Below are 15,468 nucleotides of genomic sequence, written 5' to 3'. Positions count from 1 at the left end.
GGCGGCAATCACATCGTGGGTGCCTGATAGCGCTGTAGTGGGGGCACTAGATGCGGGGATTTCCCTTGGGAAGTTTGAGTTGGATCAATGCAGCGACTTCTGGTTGGCTATCGCTGCCAATCCGCAACTCGCCACCCAGCATGCCGCACAGACGCCGGGCAAGTTGCCATCCGGCCTGGCGGTCTATCCCGGCAAGTCGGTCTTGCACGGGGGTGCCGTCTGTGGTGACGAAAAGCAACCGCCATGTGATCTCGGCGAATGGCAGTAACGCCGACTCCGCCCGCACTTCGAGCTGCGGCAGGCCTGACTTGTCGAAGCACTGCGTCAGAATGCGCAACAGACGCTGGTAGCGGTTCGGGTCGATCCAGGCCCAATGCTCCTGGTCTTCCGGGATGAAGGCCTGGTCAGGGTGGGCTATATCCAATGATTTGCGCGTCAGGCGGTTGAGTTCTTCCGAACGCGGAACGGTCAACATGTTGCCGCGCTCCATCTGGATCAGTTCCAGCAGCACCTCAATCCTGTCGCGCATTCGGTCGACGCGCGGAAGGGCCTCCACCAGCGCAGTCTCCTGCGGATGGCGCGAGCGGCCTTCGGACAGCAGCGCATCCAGCGCTTCGAGTTCCTGCAGCAGGTCGCGACCGGCGCTGAGCAGCAGCTCCGCGCGGCTGGCGAAGATCGATTCGAGGTAGGCCTTGGACTCCTGCAGGCGCTCGATGTAATGCTGTTGCTCGGTGACGTCGGCGTAGGAGCACATCACCCCGATCGGCGAACCAGCATCGTCCTTAAGCGGTACACCGATCAGGTGGTAGGTGAGCGTTTCACCGTCCAGCAGGCCGGCGGCGACAAGCGAGAAAGGAGCACCGCCGGCGGCGCCATTGAGGAATTCCTGCTTGGCGCGGGCAATGTGCCCTGGCTCCGTCATGCCCAGCTCGAAGATGCGCTGGCCGATTAGCTCGGCCTTGCCACGCCGGTGCACCTCGGCGAAGCGCCGGTTGCAGGCCAGCAGTTCACCTTTTGCGTTCCACAGGCTAACGGCGTTCGGCAGTATCTCCAGTAACTGCTCCAGGTCATTGGTTCCTGCGGTCGAATGCATCGGCTCGTGGGCCAGGTGGTTGATCTGCTGGTCGCTCAGCAATCCCCGGGCATGGGCAGCCGCCACTAGGTCAATCAGGGAGCTGGTTTGTGTCTTTTCTAATAGGCGTGTCTTGTAGGTGCTGACGGTGCGGTCATTGATGGCCAGCTCGTCGGCGATGTCTTTGATTCGATAACCTTGGGCAAGATACTGCAGCACCGTCAGCTCACGGGGAGTGATGTGCTCGATCTGAGTTGATCCTTCTGCGGTAGTGCCCGCGAGGTGGGCAGGGAAGACCTTGTGTCCGCTGAGCACCATCTTCACGGCATCGTCCACGTCGCTGGGTGAGCTGTCCTTGTGGACGAAGCCAGCTGCGCCACCCTGCTGACTTGCTTCGTAATAGTGCGCACCTGACAGGCTGGTAAAGACGAGCACTTTTGGGTGGGGCTTTTCTGCGCGCAACCGCCGCAGCAGCTCCAGCCCGCCAAGACGTGGCAGATCCAGGTCAAGGATCACTAAGTCCGGCTGCAGGCGTTGCACTAGACTCAGCGATTCCCGTCCGTCGCCAGAGATGCCGACTACCTCGTGGCCGGAGCGCTCGAGCCTTTGATGTAGCGCCTCACGAATGTACGGGTGCGGATCGGCTATAACGATGCGGCTCATCCTTGTGTCCTACGCGCGGCTTGCTCGCAGAAAAGCGTAGCCCACCTCTGGCAGCACCCTGAACTTCAGCGTCGTAAATCCCAAGCACGCAAGCATCACTCCCGTTGGTGGCATGACTGGTATCGAGAGCGTTTCGTTCAGCTCACTGTCAAGAACATCATGCCGACGGTAGCTGGTTAGACCTACATACATCCGACACGCTGACCGCGCTCGCCAACAACCTCGGCGAGCGCGAGGCCTACGACGTCGTGTCGGCGCACATACGGCGCAGCGCCTAAGGGGCCGCAGGCTCGCATAAAGAGCAGCAGTGCGGGGTGCATAACTGACTGTGCCACCCACTGCTTTCAATCGGCGCTGGCGCGCAGACATAATGCTACCGGTGTCAACTGAACGACAAAGCCACACCAATCTGCGCCAATTCAGCAGATTTGACGCGCTGGATCGTCTAGTCAGCCAAACCGATTTCCTCAGTGTCTCTCGCACGAACTATTCACGTTCCAGGCCAAACGACGCCTTTTCCCTCCTGAAGGAGCTAGCGTCCGTATATGGACTCCCCCTCATTGCAAGCTCGCCGAACGTGACCTGTCGGAAGTTAGCGGGGAATGCCCCGAAGTCTGACCTGGTAGTGATAAGCCGAGTGGGCGGGGAATGGGGGCCAATTCAGCAGTACCTGCGAATGCTCGACGAGCGAGGCTCCTGAGGCGCACGATCGCGCTCCTCTCCAGATAGATTGGCACACGAGCGTTAGCAGCGCCTCGATGCGCAAGCCATCTATCCTAGCTCACGCCCAATCATTTCTGGGTCTGCTTGAAGTCCTCCCTGAACTTCTCCAGGGCTTGGCGGAACTCCTCCTTTCTGACCTCAAAGCGCGAGGTGGGGGCTATTACCGTCACCGCGTGTGGTCCCATGAAGGTTGGGAGCAGAATGCTGATCGCGCTCACGCCAGGTGAGTGCTCTTCAATATCCATGGCAACACCATCTCGGCGAATGGCTTGCATCTGCTTGAGCAGCGCAGTCAGGCCGAGTGTATTACCGGTTAGCTTCTCCGGTTCGGGAGTAAGCCACTGACCGATTTCTTCGTCACTCAAAGTGGAAAGCAGTACCTTGCCGTCCGCCGTGGCGTGCATCGGTAATGAACGCCCCAGCGGAATGACAACATGCAGTTCATTCTCGCTGATGACGCGAATGATCACGTTGCTTTGCTGCCCGCGCAGACACGACAGCGCCACTGTCTCTCCCAACGCCTAACGATCCAGCGCTTCAACGCGCTTTACTGGTCCGCTTGCCAGGAAACGGATCAGGAGACGAGTTAATCGACAGACGCAGCGCTTCGCGAACCCCCACTCAGTCGCCGGCCAGCCATAGCGACTGGCACGATCTGTCGACTCAAAAATTGCTCCGAAACGTGAGCTCTCTTCGATCAATCCTGCCTGGTGCATTTCCGAAGGCGTGGGGAAGTGGCGTAAAACGCCTTGCGCGCTCTCCCGCACGGACTCATCAAGCTCAGGATTATTAGCCAATGCTGCCAAGAGCTCTCTGGCCTGCAGAACTGCGCGCGAGCGTTCAGAGGGGGTAGTCATTCAAACCTCCTGCCGGCCTTTATCCCAATCGCCCGGCTACTCCTAGGTTAGCGCTATGGCCGCCAAACGCCCGCCGGCTTGGAACGCGAAAGGCTCGAGCCGAGGGCACCGAAATGCGCCCTGGTTGTAAAGTCCTGCCGTTGATCTAGCTTTTTCAGTGCCAGCAAACCAAAAGGAGCTCCCGATGCCGATCAAAAAAGATCTGTCAGGCCTCAAGCGTCTGATCGAGAATGCGAAGTCGTTGGAGGGTCGTAACCAGGTTCCATTCCTTGATGTGATGAACCCGCTCTTCATTTCTTCTGTCAGCCGCTTTGGCAGCTTTGCGGAGTTTGCTCAGGGCGCCGGCTATGTCGTGCTTACCAGCGAGGACTTGGAAGCAATCCCCGACGGGCCATGGGACCAATTCATACGGCAAGAAACCCATTTTCAGGACTGGGCCGAGATGCAAAAGACGGCTTTGACTGAGTACACAAAAAATAGACTTCTCAGCGGGATCGGCCGATAGGCACTGAGATGAAATCGGCGGACGCTTGCTGATTTATTCAATGGCCGACGCCCTCCAGTGCGCGCCGTCAGATCATCCCCCCACATGGCTGATGATGAGTACCAGTGACAGGTCTCCCTTGAGTACCTGCACCGCGAGCATCAGAGCTCCGAGCAAGGCCAAAAACTTAATGGCCTTGCTGATCTCGTAGTTCTTCATCTCGAAACGCCCTTCAATCAGGTCGGCTCTGAGCTTCCTCTTTTTCATTTGCTGGTGATCCTTGCAAGAAAGATAGGGCGCTGCCAGGAGGCTTTATCGCCTCGGTGATCGCAGTATCGAAGATTTCGCCTTCTGGAATTACCGGAAGCACTTCAGCGAATCTCTTCAGGCCCATGGTTACTGGGCTGGCAAGGTTCAAGGAGCCTTTTCTGACGTATTTTGGTAGGAAAAAATCAAAGCTCGTGCTGCAGGGAGGCCGGTCAACCGCCAAGGCTTAGCACTTGAACAATCCGCCTTCGCGCGCAAGGAGAACGAACTCGGGAGTAAGTGTCTGGTCCCCGCGGATTCCAACGCTCGCGTTTCGAGGCACTGTATCCAGTCGACGACACCCCCAGGATCCCGTTCACCTCATCCTGGCTGCCGCAGCGGCCATTTTTTTTAAGGTATTCCTTCGCCGCTTTACGCTCAGCAGCCGACGGCGCGTAATCCTTATCGCCCAACTCCATCCTGACCGGGTTGTCCAGCCAAAAGGGTAAAGACCGGTGATAATCCAGGATGTATGAACTCGAAACATGCTGCGCTTTCGCTATCGACAGAAAGGACGCAGGCCAGTCGATAAAAAGGGAATGGATCATCTCCAGCAACCTGGCTCTGTCGCCAACCCGCAGATTCTCAAACCGCCTCGGTGAGCTCAGCTTTGGCTCAATCTCCAACTGCCCCCCAATCCTTTACTAACCACGTCCGGATGCGCGAAAAATTGCTTCGCGTGATCAGTAGTTGCAGCAGTCGCCTAAGCCCAGCGAAGAAAAGCTCCGAGTACTGCACGCCGCCAAGCAGCCGCGAAGCTATGCCAGTATCCAAAGCCGTGAGAATTTGGCTTTGAAAGTTGACAAGGGGCGAAGGGGCGCACCGGATTAGGGCGGTCAACCTCGGGGGTATATGCCAATCGAACATCCCCCCGACAAGGACAGAAGCTCACCCTTCGCGAAGACTGTGGCGGGTCTCCGTCTATTAGCGGGTAGTCTCGACTCGATAGTGGAAAGTTTTCGCCCTTGAGTCGCCGCTATGACGAGTATTTTTGGTTTCGCTTGAAGAAAAATGGAGCTCAAGTTATCGAAAATTTTAATTGATCAAATGATTATGCGATACGACATCGGCGATTGATCTAAGTAGGATGAATTCGAATGGTCGATGAAGCATAAAGGGGCGGTGTAAGGCTTTCTGAAGCTTTGCTGGGAAGGAGTCAGGGACTCTTGGTCTGAAGTAAAGGTATTCGCCGAGGGGGGGGAGGCTAGCAAGAGTTTTTGTTAGTATCTCAAAATTTTTCCGTAGCGGAGGAATCCCTTCATTGATCTCCATTAGAGCCATGCTGGGGTGGTTTAGGTAGTCTAAAGTCCGTTTGGCTATACATGTAAGTAGTTGTAGAGATTCTTTAGTCTCAGCTTCTTGGGATATAGGGTTGAGGGCGGTCGCCTCCGGAAGGAGTAGTCCTGATATTACTTTATTTTGATAGCGATTAGGTACGAATCGAAGGGGGGTGTTATGTGTTGGGCAAACAAAAACCCCTGGTAACTGATGCTCCCTATGCCAATAGGATACTCCATGTCTTGACAAGTCATCATTTACACAGTGGACACAGTATTTGCACCGAATTTGAGCTTTAATGCTCAGGGTGATTCTGCGCTTGGGGTGTTTCCCTGTTGAGATCAGAGTGATTAATTCGGCGTTCTGTTGTTCGGTTAGGAATGGTTGGAAGTACGGGTAATTTGTATTTTTTATTGTAAGTTCGTCTGCTGATATTCTATTTTTAAGAACGGTTTCGGATATTAGTTGTGAAATTTTGGTAGGTAAATCTAAGAAGCCGAAGAAATTTCTAGGGCATTTCAAGTCTTCTCTGGTTTTCAATGGTGAAGGATTCCCAGAAAGAACATGGTATCTTGAGCAGATACTAAAAAGTGTCTCGCCAGGTAATGGTGAGGGAAAGAAATGGTTAGCCCCAGGCATGGGCGCTACTCTATGCTTCCCGAGAATTCTAGAGCGTTCTTTGCAACCCACTTTGTCATGTCGATAATGTCTTTCGGCGGTTTTTTGGGCGCTTTGATTTTTGTTGTGGGCGCGCGATTAATGGTTTTTGTCGGGGTGGGTGGATAGTTGCCTTCAATGTTGGATATTAGTTCTGAAATATCTCTGCAGACTGCGAATGGCGTGTTCATCATGGAGCTAATCAGCGCTTTGGATGGTAGTAGATCTTCATACAAGTCTTTCGACTTGTAGCCTCCTGAACGAAGAGCATCCATTGCGGGTTTCAGGGGGGATAATCGATTTTCAAATACCTTCATCAAGACGGATTCATTTATCTCTTCGTTTCTTGATCCTATGACAGAATATTGGGCTGAAATTAGTAGCTTGACTAAGAGGTCAGTTATCCCCTGAGTGAGGTCGTAAATTGTCTTCTTGATTGAGTCGGTCAGTTCAATGGGGTGATGTACCCATTGGTATTTCCATAGTTTCTCAATAAGACCATTCCATTCTGGATCAGTACTTTCAAATCTATCCATAGCTATCATTCCCATGCCACACATGCGACGGGTCGTGCGCAAATTTCCATCGAATAATCGAATGGCTGAAAATGTGCCAACAAAAAGTATTGGAATTCCTATCTCGTTGATAAGTATTAATAAATGGTCAAGAAGAGATTCTCTACCTGCTCGCGTCCGGTTTAATGTCTGAATTTCATCAACTACTAATAGTCCGAGATAATATGTGCTTGCAAGCTGAGACATTGTTTGTATGAGTTGCGAGGTGCTTCTTAGAGTGCGAGCTTGGTCTACAATTTTTTCATCACAAAGAGCTGCGCCTAATGCTCTGATGAAACTGCAGCATAAAGATTTTATTGAGCCGTCGGCTGGGCTGTCAATTTTTAGCCAGACTACTTGCTTCTGGATAAACGCTCGGTCCTTGTATTTGTTGTGAGTTATAATTTGAGGATAGGTTTTTAAAATCGAGGTAACGGCCGTGGTTTTCCCCATGCCGCTCAGGCCAAATACACATCCGCTACTAGCTGTTGAATTAAAGCCTGAGTGTATTCTTTGGTTAATGGTATGTAGGTGCCTTACAGTGGTTGCGTTGAACGGATTTCTGCCTAAATACCCGTTTCTGATTAGTATGGAGATTGATTGCTCTATCTGAATGTGGCTCTGGAATGGCTGGATAACTTGGTTGATCCTGTTTAATAAGTGAATGCGGACAGAGCTGGCGAGTGCTGTGTCTTCGTTTGGGAGTTCAGGGGTGTTTATTATGGACCTGACTGTCTCTATAGGTTTTTTTATCGGAGGAAGAGCTTCGATAAGGGGGTTATCGCTATGCTCGGGAATTTCAGAAAGAGAGTAGACTGCATCACTCATTGGGGGTGCCCTCAACTTCTGCCAAGATCCTTAAGAAGTCTTGTACTTCTGATCTTTCGAGGGGGGATGCTTGAGGGGGGAGTTTGGATTTATGGGGGCTTTTGTACTTTTCGAGTTGTATAACGTTCTCGTAGAGGTCGTTGCTTTCCAAGTTCTGCTGTCGAGAGATAGCCTTCTCGATGTTTCTGTTGATCTTAATGTTTTCCGTTTTTGCTTTTTTGGTCTTGAGTTTAGGGTGTTGCGCTTTTTCTGCGGTCGCTTTTTTTAGAACCTCATTGATCCTCATATTTTTCTCAATCGTGCACATGAGTGCATCGTGACTCTCCTCTGGTGTAGATGTCTTGTAGTACGTTTTAATATCTTCAACTTCTTCTGCTCTAAACTCAGAAAAATGCAGGTCGCTTGCACGAAGCGAGCATCTCTGCAGCCCTTTTCCTTTTATTTGAATCCAGATGTGATTCGAGGTTATACAGTCATGATAGATATCTGTGCGAACAGACGCTCTGAGCGTCATGGATTCTATCCAGGCGTTGCTTGGGTCATTGTCGATAAAGTAACGTAGTCCATTAAATCTTATCCCGGAGCGTGTGATCATTGCTCTTTTTCTAGGTAGTAGATTTAGATATATAATATCGGCAGCACGTTGGTGGGACTCATGCAGGTCATTTTCAATGGCCCAGTTCCATATGGATAATGGAGTTGGCCTAATCCCGTCAGTGATCATGTCGAGAGATAGATACTCTGGGCGTCTAGTGGTTTTAATGTGGTTGAGAACACATTCGACTATTATTTTTGTAAATTCTTTAATGTTGAGCGTCGCATCTAGCCGAGGGTCGCGTTCTCCTCGCTGCGTTTCTACTTTTACTACTGCCCCAGGCATGAACTCAGTTCGGCTTCCACGCTTCAATGTTCGAAAATGACTTTCCACCATCGGTTTCAAGTCAGGTCGTCTAGGTGGGCAATAGGTAAGATTAACATCTAGCCCATCAATCATTCCTTCAGCCGGTAAACTAAGTATTTCGCCGCGATCAGCCGTGATTTCTCGGGGTAAATGGTGCGACGGCCATTCATCGGGAGTTATGTCAATTCCAATTTCCTTACAGAATTCGACCTTGTCTGTAAAGGAGTTGAATAGTGCCTGTCGTGCTTCGTACCAACTGGGGCCTTCTAATCCTACGTGTATGCCCGCAAACATTCCGCTGAACGAGTCAATAACACTATAAACTACTGGTCGACCAATCACACGATTACGGTCTATCGAACTCACAAGATAAATGTCAGCAATGGTCGCATCGATTTCGTAACGATGCCCTGGGCCCCAGAGGTTGTCTTGTACAGTTCCGGTAACAACCTTGTGGTCTTTCTCGTATTTTGTATCCCCAATTCTGCTTCTAAGCGTCATAACTGGGTCGAATACTTTTTTTGCTTGGTAAATGAACTGGTTAATAGATGGATATGTTCCCAGTTCGGGCCTAATTCTTCTGCTAATATCTGTAGGGTCGATCTGATAGTAGTACTTCTCTATCATGTCCTGGTAGGCGGTAGTATGTGAGTGCGATTTCTTACGCATGTAAAGTGTATAGGCGCAACGTATTTTGTGTATGTCAGATTCAGTGAGCGCGTACTGAGCTTTTAAACCGAAGGCTGATTCTTTCTTAGGCGGGCGCCCAAGGAAAGTGCCCGTTTTGGCAATTCGCTGCTTTCCTTTGCCACCAGATTTCTCTCTGTTGTCTAGCAGGGAGTTTTTTGTCTGGCCGAATCTCCAATATCTATAGATAAGGCGATATATCTTCTTGCTGTCAACTGCTAGCGTCTTTGCTTGCTCTGAAATTTTGGATCCTAGGCTGCCCGTTAGAAATGCCTCGTCGATAGCAGTGCTGTTTACTAGTTTCTCAATATACTTCCAGCGATCGTCGCGCTTTTCTAGTTCTTTTCGTGGAATGTCATCTTCGTGTCGTAAAATAAAAGGCGATACGCTCTCTGTGGTTCTACTTATCTTATGGCTGGCTAAGAGTTCTTTTATCAAGGCAAGCGAGTAAATCTCTGGCATTCGGTCCGGGTGAGATAGCTTAAATAAGCATATCGCATCTGATTTTGCATTTATCCAAATAACTCTACATGCGCAGGCGATCTCGCACTCAGCCTCGATTGGGGTAAGTATTTCATTGATTTTTATTAGCATGCTTTTAAATCCCGTTCATTTTCTTGGGAGGTTGAGTGGTTAATAGTGAATGGAACTGATTTCCTTAGTTCTACTGTGGAGGAGTGGATATCTATGCATATGTGGCGCGACCAAACACAGTGGAAAAACAGGTGTTTAGCATCTTCCGCTGTCAGCGGAAGGTTGCGGCTTGCATCTTTAATGATAGATGAAAGGGTTTTCTCTTGGTCGTTATGCAGTTCAAGCATTGAAAGGAATCTTGAAATAACTCCTGGGCTTTTAATGTTTTCGCTTAGCGAGACTTTCGCTTTCCCGTAAATGTAGTCAATATTCAATATTGATTTCATGGGGAGGGACTTCTCAGTGATTATTTCCCAGGGAATTCCTTGATCCTCCCAATATAAACGTTCCAACTCTAGTTTTTCGCAAGTTCTAGAGTCGTTTAGGTGCTCTTCATATTTTATTGATTTCGCGGCGTTAAATACTTTTCCCTCGGAGTTTTCAATGGTTAAGAGGAAGTCTGTGGTCATGATAAGGGGGTTCTTTGAGCGAGGCTGTTGCGGATGCTTAATATTGCTTATCTCTGCAAGTTCGCGTGTTTTCTCTATGGGGAGTAGAGGGAACTGCTCTCTTATATCAACTACTTCGCTTGAGTAGTCACATAACAAAAAGTAGTGATACTCAAGGTCAGAGAGGAGGTGATGCCTACGGTTCAACGTGAGGCCTTTCACAATGCGTGAGCGCCCTAGAGACGGCACATCCTTGACGGTCAACCACGGACGATACGATTCGCGAACACCTTGGCCTGCTCCGGCTCGTATATGGCGCTCGATATCGGATGAACTCTCGAGTCGTTTGGCCTTCATCGTCCCTCCTGATGGAGGAGCATGTCTCGGATGGCGTTTTTGCCAGGTTGCCCTGAGTGCAGATTACGGCGGATTCGCCGAGTTTTGGCGATTCCAGATAGTCGGTTCTTCATCGTAAGTGGAATTAAACAATAAAAACTGTCGCACAGGGGCCCCAAAATCCGGGACCTCCAGCGCAGTCGAACAAAATCTCAAAACTGTCGCAACTCTCCCCAAACGGTTCTAGAGGCTATGCACCAACTAATAAAAACTGTCGCAAACATTCAACCAATTGAAATATAAGTATTTTTCTGTGAGATCTTGGTGAACATTCCGAAGCCACCACGCCCTCTCTGGGTTGGGCTGAGGATTCATTGACTCGACAAAGTGATGAAAAGCGCTGGCCAGCCGAGCAGTTTCCGACGTGGCAGGCTTAATGTGTTCAGGCACCTAGCGCTCGGACGTCGAATAACGTGCTCCCCAGGTCCACTAAAACGCTATTTCGTGGGCATTGAGCAGCTTCTACTCACTATCGACGACAGATCCCGGTACGTCGTCCGCGGCTGTTTCTGCGTATTCCTTTCCCCGGTAATCGATGTCCCGTTCGGGGAAGACCGGGATCGCCTTACCCTGCGAATCGTTGAAGGCATCCCAGTACCACCACCCAGTGGGGCCGAACTGTCCGTTGTACCAGCGGATCTTTCGCTGTCGGCGAAGCTGGTACGCCTGCGTATTCATTCCGAATACTTCCAGGGGGTACTGCGTGTCACGCCCCATGTCCAACAGCCAGAAGTCAGGGAAGATTTCGTCCTCGGACTCAAAGCGCGGGGGCTTGAAAAAGGCACGGCCCTCAGCATGAAGCTTGGCCTCGATCACGGCTTCGTAGCCGGAGTCGAGCGGTATCATCCGCTCGCTCACACGCATTAGCGCAAGATCTAGGACGTCGGCATAACGCCCCTTCTTCAGATTCAGTTGGGCGATCGCGATAACCTCGTGACCCGCCTCCCATGCGGCCAGTTCGGCAGCAAAGCTACGTTCGACGCGGCGCCGGACCTCGGCACGAATGTCCATCGTGGGCATGCCGAATGGTCCGGAGAACGACAACTGGGCTAGGCTGCGTCGTTCCGAGTTGAAGGACGCCAACGCAGACACCGCAATGAGTCTGCGTGAATGCTCCCGGGCCTGATCCACGACCTCAGCGTTACGCGCCGCCCTGGGGGAGTTCTTCTTGGCCGAAATCAACAAGACATCGTGCACCGTCATTCGGCTGGCCCTTACACGCTTTGCAGCCTCAGAGACCCAGTAGGCTACCTTCGCCGGCTTTCGCTTGCCCTCCATCAGCGGGTACCAGTTAGCCAGACCGGCTTCTAACCACAGCAACTGGAGCAGCCCTAGCAGCCGTATCGACGGCTTTTTCACGCCAGGAATGCGCGGTACATCGTCTGCATCGTTTTCGACGGGGGCCGTTTCGTTGACTCGAAGACCGTGGGCCAGGCGTATCCTCAGTGTGTTGTCATCAGCTTCTTCTACAACCCCCGCGGCATATCCCTGCAGGCCAGAACGCTCTGGGGCATGAGCATGGAATCGACAGTCGTTTGCGTGTTCTGGGCCTGTGTTCGCGTAGCGGGCAAGGTGATAGTTGTCGCTCCCCTCCCGATGTTTAACCGAGAGATACCTGTTGCCATTACCCGGGCAGAGGCAGATCAGTGGGGAGCCGTGTGCCCGCTGGAGAACCGATTTCCAACCATCTTCGAACTGCGGCTGGGTCTGGAACTCCCTGGAATATTTCCGCTGGGTGCTGATCACCCGTACGTCATAGATCTTCGCCATTTACCCTCACTGCTCAGGCACAAGCCGCTGTCTGAATAGCGCCGGCCAGCGCCACCATGCCAGAACACGCGCAATTAAGGTGCCCAACTGATTGAGCTGGTTCTACCCAGTGATCAAAAGTAGGCATCACGAACCATTTTGGGCAGGCTGTATCCACAAGGCGCTGGCATGCCCGTCCTTAAGACGATCGCCGATTGCCTGCTCCATTGTTTTGCGAAACGCCTCCAGCGCCGGCCGCTCATCCTGGGGTTGGTGTGCATCAAGATCCTCCATGACTCGCTGCCACTTCGCCAAGCTGGGGTAACCACGCTTTAGGCACTGCTTGCCCACGACGAGGTTCAGGAGCTCTCTGCATAAATGCAGACCTTGGGGAGTGAGCCCCTTGTAAATGACGTATTCGTAACTGTTGGTCTCCATCCTTGCGAAGCGCACATGCTCGTCGTATTCATGGAAGCGCGGATGGAAGAATGTCAGCTCTTGGCCACTTGGATAACGCAGGTGCGGTAGCGGGAAGTTGCCCCAATCGCTTTTACTCTTCATCGTATTGCAGTCGACACAGGCGATGGCCAGATTTCGAAACCGCACGGCAAAAGTCGGATACGTATGGCGCGGCAGCACATGTTCGATGGGGGCAGCTGCGGCTTGGTTGAACAGCCAGCGTTTGCAATAGCAGCAGCGAGGCTCTTGGCGATCTTTTAACGCTTGGCGCAATACTTTCTTTAGATCTGCATGTGCAAGATCATCCATCTTGCCCAGCGAGCTCCAAACAGTCTCATCGCCTTGTCGGGCCCGCTCGCGAAGCTTAAGCATCAGATTTATTCGCTGGCGTCGCAGTGCATGGCCTTTCATACCTGGCCCACCGTCGCGGCGAGATTGAAGGTCTCTGCAATCGCCAAACGAGCCTGCTCAATGAGATTTTGATCTTGCTGAAAGCGCTGGTCGTCCTTGTTCGCGAAGCTAGCCATGGTGCCCTGCATCCTTTCGAGCGCTTCTACCAGCGAGCTCTGCGCCGATGCATGATCGGCGTCTGCGCTGTTACTCACCCGGATGGCTTCACCGACTAGCGCTGCGCAGCGCTCTGCCACTTCCCGGTTGTGCGGGGTATAGGTTTCAAAGCCTTCCAACAGGATTGTTTCCACCGAGTGTCGATGCTGCGGGGCGATTGCATGCAGCTGCTGTTTTTTGGCGAGGAAACATTGGCTCTGGGAGTCACTGGCATTTGCTACCAAGGTAGGCGAGTGCGTGGCAATGACGAACTGACAGCGAAGCTCCTGAGCTAAAGAGCTGAAGAGACTTGGTAGCACTTGCTGCCAACGCACATGCAGGCTGATCTCAGGTTCATCGATCAGCAGAACCTCGCCAGGCGTCGCCGTATAAATGATCCTGGCAAACAAGTGCAGCAGTTGCTGCTCGCCCGAACTCAAGTCGATGAAACGCACGAGATCGGACGTTCCTCTGCGTGACAGTGCCAAGCACATATTCTTGAGCGGCACTATTGCACGTCTGGCTTCAGAGATAGGTACCACGCGCCTCGCTAGCTCCTCGGATGGCAGCTGCAGGCCGCTAAATATGCTCTCAGGCGCAAGGTAAACCCGTTGTTTGATGTCAACTTCATCAAGAACCTTATCGAAGACTTCGGGGCGTCCATACATCCGCACCAACTTGATCAGCATCCGGATCAACTTGCGCTCGATGGACTTGGGTGAGGACGACTTTCCGGTTTTATCACCGAGATAGCTGTAGCTGGGATAGAGCTCGCTGTCGCTTAATGGGAAACGGTCACATCCGCCTACGGCGATGGCGCTACAACGGATTTCTTTCTGCTGCAGATAAGGCACCAGTGAGGCTAGTAGCAAGCTCTTGCCTACCCCGTTGTTGCCGATGATGTAGATGCAACTCGGCGACTCGCCTGCTCTACCAAGCAGGGGTAATAGCGGGCGGCGATCCAGCAGAGACAACTCACGATCCCTCTTGGCCGGTGGCACCCGCCTGGACGCGATAGATGCCTTGATCACCTGAGAAGACGGCAGCACCTTGCAGAGGCCTTCAATATCTTGATAGCCCCCGTCGAACAACTGGGCGAAGAGTCCGTTCAGAGGCCCCAGAGCAAGCGCTAAATCGGGCTTATTAGACGCCCATGTAGTGCAGGTAGCCGCGGCAAACGCGGCCAGGTTTTGGTGAGTGGCATCTGAGGCTATAGCAGGCAAGCCCCGGATATCGATGCAAAGTGTCTGATCTGCATGCCGCTTTTTCGCATTGAGCAGCCAGGCGTAACTACGCACTGGCCTCCCCTTGGCGTTGAAACTGTTGAAGTCGAAAACCGCTTCGAGCAGGTCACCTTCTAGCAGGAGCTCCCGAAGCTCTCTTAACGCCGTGGGGTCAGAGGTCATCCTAGAAGTGAAAAGCAAGAGCAGACGCCCTCTGCAAGGGGTTGCGCTCAGGCGCTCTAACACCCCCCCAAACGGCGAATATCCGTCGGTAGGTATGTCCAGTAGCGCCAAAGTCTCTTCGTCAAGCTTGGCCGCTCGGCCGTCGATTAGTTCGAAATCTACGTCCCACACATGAAGGCGGAGGAGAATGATGTCCAGATAATCCAATTTGTTCTGGACGAGGTGACGCCCGAAGCCCCCCCCATAAAGCCTCAGGTGCTCGATCAACGCTTCGCCGCAATAGGCGTCGAGATCGATCAAGTCGTGATTTTTCGCCAGTCCGCCAGCTAACGCCCCGCCGATCTCAGCATGAGTTCGATCGTAACCGGACTCTCCAATGATGTTGTAGAACAAGGAATCGAACAGCGCGCGCCACTCGTAACGATCTAGTTGCTCGCCCATGTAACTAAGGCGTTCGTGCAGTTCTTGGAAAGAGGGCAGATTCCCATCGGGCAGATGCCTCGATCCTCCACATCGCTCGATAAGGATCCAGGCACTGTCTTCCGGCAATAGTCTCTGCTCGCTCTCATGCTTTCTACGTAATGCCCCCCACTGTTCACTGCTCCAGTCGATTACTTGATCAGCGACGAAATAGAGCACAACGATTCTGAAGACCTGATCGCCCAGCGAGCCTCGCATTTCAAGTGAGTTGATGTGACGGAACAGATTGCCCAGCAGAAGTTTACTTTCATCCATGAAAAGTTGGCCTGGCACAAGAGAAATGGACTGGGAGGTTGGGCGGCGAGTCTACGCACCAGGGACACAGGTAGCCAGTGGCCAC

Annotated in this window: 12 protein-coding genes; 1 reads left to right on the top strand and 11 read right to left on the bottom strand. The window is 52.2% G+C overall.

Annotated elements, in window-relative coordinates; translation table 11 throughout:
* Positions 1 to 46: 46 nt before the first annotated feature.
* The 3 genes from ACNFH5_RS11905 to ACNFH5_RS11895 form a co-directional block, all read right to left on the bottom strand.
* Positions 47 to 1,735, bottom strand: coding sequence for a response regulator (locus ACNFH5_RS11905; protein ID WP_138212027.1), 1,689 nt, complete (start codon positions 1,733 to 1,735; stop codon positions 47 to 49).
* 791 nt (positions 1,736 to 2,526) lie between these two features.
* Complete coding sequence (locus ACNFH5_RS11900) at positions 2,527 to 2,964, bottom strand: IclR family transcriptional regulator domain-containing protein (RefSeq protein ID WP_171039331.1); 438 nt, start codon at positions 2,962 to 2,964, stop codon at positions 2,527 to 2,529.
* A 15-nt stretch (positions 2,965 to 2,979) separates the two neighbouring features.
* Positions 2,980 to 3,315, bottom strand: a complete 336-nt coding sequence (locus ACNFH5_RS11895) for a BPSL0761 family protein (protein WP_138212029.1) — start codon at positions 3,313 to 3,315, stop codon at positions 2,980 to 2,982.
* 184 nt (positions 3,316 to 3,499) lie between these two features.
* Here ACNFH5_RS11895 and ACNFH5_RS11890 point away from each other — a divergent pair, with 184 nt between their 5' ends.
* The gene (locus tag ACNFH5_RS11890; RefSeq protein ID WP_138212030.1) at positions 3,500 to 3,820 is read left to right on the top strand and encodes a hypothetical protein; all 321 of its coding nucleotides are present in this window, start codon (positions 3,500 to 3,502) and stop codon (positions 3,818 to 3,820) included.
* A 72-nt stretch (positions 3,821 to 3,892) separates the two neighbouring features.
* On the opposite strand, the gene ACNFH5_RS11885 is transcribed toward ACNFH5_RS11890, so the two are convergent.
* From ACNFH5_RS11885 to ACNFH5_RS11850, 8 genes are all read right to left on the bottom strand, one after another.
* On the bottom strand, positions 3,893 to 4,066 hold the full coding sequence (locus tag ACNFH5_RS11885) for a hypothetical protein (RefSeq protein ID WP_171039332.1): 174 nt from the start codon (positions 4,064 to 4,066) through the stop codon (positions 3,893 to 3,895).
* Positions 4,067 to 5,140: 1,074 nt separating this feature from the next.
* Positions 5,141 to 6,022, bottom strand: coding sequence for a TniQ family protein (locus tag ACNFH5_RS11880; protein ID WP_138212031.1), 882 nt, complete (start codon positions 6,020 to 6,022; stop codon positions 5,141 to 5,143).
* A gap of 5 nt (positions 6,023 to 6,027) precedes the next feature.
* Positions 6,028 to 7,422 (bottom strand): ATP-binding protein, encoded by a 1,395-nt coding sequence (locus tag ACNFH5_RS11875; RefSeq protein ID WP_138212032.1) that lies wholly within the window; start codon positions 7,420 to 7,422, stop codon positions 6,028 to 6,030.
* Positions 7,415 to 9,604: a transposase gene (locus ACNFH5_RS11870; protein WP_416746178.1), complete on the bottom strand. Its 2,190-nt coding sequence runs from the start codon at positions 9,602 to 9,604 to the stop codon at positions 7,415 to 7,417. The genes ACNFH5_RS11875 and ACNFH5_RS11870 overlap by 8 nt, the downstream gene beginning before the upstream one ends.
* Positions 9,598 to 10,449 carry a TnsA endonuclease N-terminal domain-containing protein gene (locus ACNFH5_RS11865; protein WP_138212034.1) on the bottom strand — a complete coding sequence of 284 codons (852 nt, stop codon included), beginning with the start codon at positions 10,447 to 10,449 and terminating at the stop codon, positions 9,598 to 9,600. Before ACNFH5_RS11865 ends, ACNFH5_RS11870 begins: the two co-directional genes overlap by 7 nt.
* 501 nt (positions 10,450 to 10,950) lie before the next feature.
* Positions 10,951 to 12,258 carry a DUF1173 family protein gene (locus ACNFH5_RS11860; RefSeq protein WP_416746176.1) on the bottom strand — a complete coding sequence of 436 codons (1,308 nt, stop codon included), beginning with the start codon at positions 12,256 to 12,258 and terminating at the stop codon, positions 10,951 to 10,953.
* Between the two features lie 126 nt (positions 12,259 to 12,384).
* The gene (locus ACNFH5_RS11855; protein WP_416746174.1) at positions 12,385 to 13,107 is read right to left on the bottom strand and encodes an HNH endonuclease; all 723 of its coding nucleotides are present in this window, start codon (positions 13,105 to 13,107) and stop codon (positions 12,385 to 12,387) included.
* Positions 13,104 to 15,383 (bottom strand): AAA family ATPase, encoded by a 2,280-nt coding sequence (locus tag ACNFH5_RS11850; protein WP_416746171.1) that lies wholly within the window; start codon positions 15,381 to 15,383, stop codon positions 13,104 to 13,106. The genes ACNFH5_RS11855 and ACNFH5_RS11850 overlap by 4 nt, the downstream gene beginning before the upstream one ends.
* Positions 15,384 to 15,468: the final 85 nt, after the last annotated feature.

The sequence above is a fragment of the Pseudomonas sp. NY15435 genome, from assembly GCF_048068295.1.
GTDB lineage: Bacteria > Pseudomonadota > Gammaproteobacteria > Pseudomonadales > Pseudomonadaceae > Pseudomonas.
Note: the sequence above shows the minus strand (reverse complement) of the source record. Positions and strands in the feature narration are given on the sequence as shown.